The 5,436-nt window shown below is 33.2% G+C and carries 5 protein-coding genes; 1 reads left to right on the forward strand and 4 read right to left on the reverse strand.

Annotated elements, in window-relative coordinates:
- Positions 1-221: hypothetical protein (locus tag HMPREF9098_RS12110; RefSeq protein WP_218915115.1), on the forward strand; the 221-nt coding region annotated here is incomplete at its 5' end.
- 134 nt (positions 222-355) lie between these two features.
- On the opposite strand, the gene HMPREF9098_RS08045 is transcribed toward HMPREF9098_RS12110, so the two are convergent.
- Genes HMPREF9098_RS08045 through HMPREF9098_RS08055 form a run of 4 tightly spaced genes read right to left on the reverse strand, consistent with a single transcriptional unit; the run spans position 356 to position 4,755 of the window.
- Positions 356-1,366, reverse strand: coding sequence for a CBASS cGAMP-activated phospholipase (locus HMPREF9098_RS08045; RefSeq protein ID WP_003783736.1), 1,011 nt, complete (start codon positions 1,364-1,366; stop codon positions 356-358).
- A complete protein-coding gene (locus HMPREF9098_RS12240; RefSeq protein ID WP_003783738.1) occupies positions 1,350-3,053 on the reverse strand; it encodes a ThiF family adenylyltransferase in 1,704 nt (567 codons plus the stop codon). Before HMPREF9098_RS12240 ends, HMPREF9098_RS08045 begins: the two co-directional genes overlap by 17 nt.
- Complete coding sequence (locus tag HMPREF9098_RS11510) at positions 3,050-3,544, reverse strand: Mov34/MPN/PAD-1 family protein (protein ID WP_081457173.1); 495 nt, start codon at positions 3,542-3,544, stop codon at positions 3,050-3,052. Before HMPREF9098_RS11510 ends, HMPREF9098_RS12240 begins: the two co-directional genes overlap by 4 nt.
- On the reverse strand, positions 3,544-4,755 hold the full coding sequence (locus tag HMPREF9098_RS08055; RefSeq protein ID WP_003783742.1) for a CBASS cGAMP synthase: 1,212 nt from the start codon (positions 4,753-4,755) through the stop codon (positions 3,544-3,546). Before HMPREF9098_RS08055 ends, HMPREF9098_RS11510 begins: the two co-directional genes overlap by 1 nt.
- Positions 4,756-5,436 lie beyond the last annotated feature (681 nt).

Below are 5,436 nucleotides of genomic sequence, written 5' to 3' on the forward strand. Positions count from 1 at the left end.
GTAAACAACGCGACGATTTTCTACACATCAGGCTGGTTGTGTTTATTTTCTGCCAGCATAGCCCAAATAGGAATTTGACGATCGGGGAAATTAAAGCGTGTGCATTGTCGTTTGTACTACTCAAAGTTGAAATTTATAGCAAAGTTCCTACCGCTTGTGGGTTGACACCTGCTTTGGTTGCTTCGTCCTTGGTACTTTGGGTTTTATCAGTAGTGTGTTAATCCGCACATTTTCAACAGTGAATAAACCTTCTTGCTTTTGTAGTCCCGGTTCATTTGCAGTCTGCTGAAGTTTGACTTGGTCAGTAGAAATCACCACATCATAAATAATGGTCGACGCCATATCAATTTTATAACTATGGCCGTTGATTTTTATATCGACCTTCATAAAATATAGGCTGAGGAGCTATTTTATCAAAAAATGCCAAAACTTCAGTCTTTCCAAGAGCAATTTTTGATGATTGACAGGCATTCCCTTTAAGAATTTGTTTTGCCTCATTGGTAGCTTCATCTAATCCAACATATGGAGCAGAGCTATGAGTCAGATTTTCATCAATGACAACTAAACTGTCTCCAATCTTATGCTTAACCATCTGATTCATAAATAATTGTTGGGAACTGAGCGTAATATCAATAATGTTAGAAGCGGCGTTTCTAATATCTCCTTCCCCCCAGTCGGTCAAGCCACCTTTTTTATTGGTCTTTGGATTGATGGTTTTCTTAGATGATAATGTACCAATAGACAAGATTCTGACTTGATTTATAGGGTGTTTAAAAAAGATTTCAGCTTCGTGTAATCCAACCAAACTTGGGCTATTGGCAAACAATCCACCATCAATATATTCATTTTCTCCAATACGATGGCGTTTAAAATAAGTTGGTGCTGCCGAAGTTGCTAATGCCACATCAACAATCTTCTGTTTCCAATCTCGCTTAAATGTATCGTGATGAGCTGTTTTAAATGTAACAGGGAAGCCCGTTGTATAATCCACAGCAGGAATAACTACCGGATGTTTTAAATCACCAATTAAAGCATCATCAAACCAGTCGACTAAAATATTTTTTAAAATGGCTGAATTATATTTTGCCTTAAATATGCCAATCCAAGATTGTTTCTTAAAAATTTCTTGACCTTTATTATCAAATATTTTGGCAATTTCTTCAGCAGGAATTTCATAAGCCAATGCCAGTGCAATAATGCCACCAATCGAGGTGCCTGTAATTAAATTAAAATAATTAGCAATGCAATCGCTTGGATTTTGAGATTTTAAATGGTTTTCCAATTCTTTTAAAACTTCGGCTGTATATAAACCACGATAACCACCGCCAGATAATGACAGTATTTTAAAATCAGATTGATTTTGCATGTTTTTCTCCACAATAAGGACAGTTTTCATCTGCCATAATTACCATATCATTAATTTTTTCATCTTGATATTCAGAGTTGTAACGAGTTTGGTAATTATTTTTGACCATATCAGTTTCTAGCCATTCTAATATCATATTAATACCTAATGAACTCGCCATCATTCCACCAGATACAGCATAGGGTGTAAATGCTGAACAAGCACCAAATCGTTGTTCTTTGTTTAAATCTCTAATTGGTAAAGTATTTTCAGACAGACCATTACCAGATGTTCCTAAGCATTGAATACAACCGCCTTGATGATTTTGCAATTTAGCATCACGCCAAAAGCCTTGTACACATTCGCCATTACCAAAAATCCATAAATGTAATAAATTGGGGCGAAATTTTAATGGAATTTGTTGCACCAATTCATTGAGATATTCTTGCACTTCGATACTGCCTGTAGCATCGATAATTAAATCTACTGGATTATCCACAAAATATTGAAAGCTATAATTACCAATATTATCAAACTTGGTATTTAATTGTTTTAGTTGATTAAAAGCTTGCTTTTGTGCATATCCTTTAAATGCTTTAGATTTACTTTCCCCAATATATTCCATACCTAATAAATGTCGCCCAACATTATCAACACTAAAAATGTCATTATCAATGATAGTAAATTCATCATCAATACCAGCACCGATTTTGATTAAGGAATCTGCAATATATCCACCAACAGCCCCTAATCCAACTTGAAAAACCTTTTTACCCAATAAACCATTTTGTGATTTTGATGGCAAATTTCTTAAAATACTAGCTTTAAAATCAATTAAGTTCACCGTATAAAAAACTACCTTTTGAGTCAAATATTGCTTATCAAGAAAATTTTTTAATACTTTATGTTGGTAATCATTCCATTCAAATGACAAGCCCATTAACTTATTTTCCCAATTTATCAAAATATTAATTGGTTCTTTCTTGTGTTTTTTATTGATATGATTTAGGTGTTCTTCTAATTTTTTGTAAGCGCAACTATCCCATTTTTGTATAAAATCTAAAAATGACTGAACAGTAACTTTACCATTTTTAAACAACTCTGAAAAATTTGGATTGTTTGAGTCATTGGTTTGCAAAACAAAAATATCATTTTTATTTTTTACGTCTAAAAAATTATATTTCTCTTCATTTTTAATAATGTACCAAGAATGCTTTTTATCATTGGTCAAATCACTCAATACAATAATCACTCCCAAGAAATCTTCTGAGTATTCTTGAATATATTGGCTTTTATCCAGCAATTTAGCAAAAAAAATTATCAAATATTGCTCAATTGTTAAAATAAATTTACTAAGATCATTTCTTTGTATGGTTTGACTGTTTTCCATAAAATAGCAAATATAATACAACTGATTATCTAAATAAGAGATTTGTCTTTTTTGTAAATGCGGGATAGGTTGGGTAATATGTGGAAAAGCTTCTTGCAAGAGCAATAGTTGCTTTTCTGTTATATAAATTTTAGGGAACTCTAACAATGTTGAATTAGGAAAAATCAAAAAATATTCAATTTTTGTATTTCCTACAAGAATTTCTTTTTTATAACAAATGCTTTCATGATTTAATTGGCTATGTTTTAAATCATGAAATGAAATTGGCTCATATTGGTGATAAGATAATTTTTCAATGATTTTATTGCGGTGACTCATCGTTTTTTTAACATTAATTTTAAAAACACATTATTAATACGAATGCTTAACCAATCGTTGCAATGGGCTTCACTACTACAAATCCAAAATAAGTGAATATTTCTGTCATAGTAGCTATTTTTAGGCAATTCACTCCAACCTTCCAAATCAGTTTTGGATGGCTTTGGATTGATTTCTGGATGTGTATGCCATTCACCCAAATAGTGCCATTGATGATTAGATTGTTTATTTAATTTTTTCAATAATTCGAAATTATAATCAGCTGATTTTTGTGTACGTATACATACAAAACGACTGAGTTTATCAAATGGTGTGGGGGTAGTAATTGCTTTGACCCAAAAAGCATTTTCCCAAACAAATCCAACAAGTAGCCCCAAAGATTCAGGTTGTTTGCTTGTTTTTTGCCGATAAGCAGTTAATTGAGTGATAATGTGGTTGTCTATACGCACAACAAAATCACCATCAACTGCTTGCCATTCTGTATAACCCATCAGCCTTGTCTTAATGGGACTTGTTGAGTGATGTTTGATTGCGCTAATGGTGGTGTATCAAAAATGGATTGTGGAGAAGTTTCAATCAAATTTTCATCTTGTGGTATTCTATCACCCCATTCATTTGTGATGAAATTTAAGACTTTGGTTTTATCCAAATTATTTAAACTTGCCATAAAACTTTGATAGAGTGCATCAGCATATTGGCTGGCTTCAACTCTTTCATACTCTTCCATACGGTTAAAATCTTCACTTTCGTGTTCTTCAATGTTTTCATAAACATTGTCATTCAAAGCATTTGGCAATTTTTCTAAAACTGATAATAGTGCTAAGTCATCACGATGTTGATGATATTGATAATACTTGCAGGCAATAATCATCAATAAAATGGAGCTTGGCTGAAAAGATTTATCTGCAAATTGCCAATCACGCCACGCCTTTAAATAACGGCAAATTGCTCGCAATTGCTGACCGTTATTTTCCAAAGACTTTAATTTATCGGCAAACCATTTACGAATCAGTTCGCAGTCGCTTTTTTGCCAAGTACCATCTCGCCTTGCCATATGAATCATTCGAATATTTTTATCCATTAAAGATTCTTCAGCAAATGATCTGATATTAAAATCTTCAAGTGCCCACTCAGAATAATTTAAACTTTTATCAATAGCAGTCGTAGTGCCCAACGACACTTGTAATTCATTACGTTCTTCTAAACTGTCAAACATATCATCAGGAACAGCATAAAGAGGAATGTCCATATGGGCATTACTTCTGATTTTAATGCGAATACATGATGATGGTGCAGAAGTATCTAACTGCCATTTGTGTTGATGACATAAATCTTCTACCATCAATTCTACTTGCTCAAAGTAATTTTGGGCTTGTTCACTTGCACCAGCATCAGGATTAAAGCCTTCAAATGCACGAACAGGCAAATATACCCCATAATCAAAATCCATTTCTTGATCCTGTTTGGCCGGCAAATTGCAAGTGCCATACGCCCACGATCCTTGAATGCGAAATTTTGGGGCAATATTAGCAATTCCTTGTTGCTCCAAAAATTCCTTGATTTTGGTCTTTAAGTGGCTTTTAACATCTTTTTTAACCTGATTAAAAAAGTTTAAGTCCTGTTCTGTTGGGGTAATCTTTTTCTTAAAACCAATCTTTTGGTCTACAAAAACACGATGAAGGTTGTTTGTATAATCGCTCATATTTCACCTCTAAATAAAATGACGTACTGTATATGGGGTTATCAGTAATAAATTTCAAGTCAATTTGACACTTGATTTATATTTTTTGTAAAAAACACTGTTTTCCTAAGAGGTGTTTCCTTATCATTATTGAGTATTTGATAATGTTACTGTCGAATTATGTGAAGGCCAATGATCGTCTGTATTTCAAACTCAATAATTGCCTTGAAAAATAAGTGGATAGAATGGAACTTACCAAAAACAGCGAACTGATTAAACATTATCGCCTTGTGGAAGGTTTCCGCATCATGATTTCCAGCTGAGAAGCGTTAAGTTTTTTTGTGTATAGGCGTGGCGATATGCCTACTATTCAGTGTAACACTCATGATTTTACCCCCTAAAACAGGGCGTAACCGCAAGGCGTATTTATGCGGTGATTACTTATCTTTTAACCTTATCCATCAGACTAGACAATGCACCAAGATTAGTGGAAACCTCTGTCGAAGCTGAAGGATATTGAGGAAAAAAGGGGGGGAATGTAAGGACGGCATAATCAACGCAATGACTTTATGAACAAATATAATCTGTTTAGTATCTCATAGTAAGTCCATTGTGTAAAAATAAAATCTGAAATTTAGCCTTCTTATACTTTATTTTTACGTACTTATACCCAAATCTGAGAAGATTAATATTTAATCAATT

Origin of the sequence: Kingella denitrificans ATCC 33394, assembly GCF_000190695.1 — a bacterium.
Taxonomy (GTDB): Bacteria; Pseudomonadota; Gammaproteobacteria; order Burkholderiales; family Neisseriaceae; genus Kingella_A; species Kingella_A denitrificans.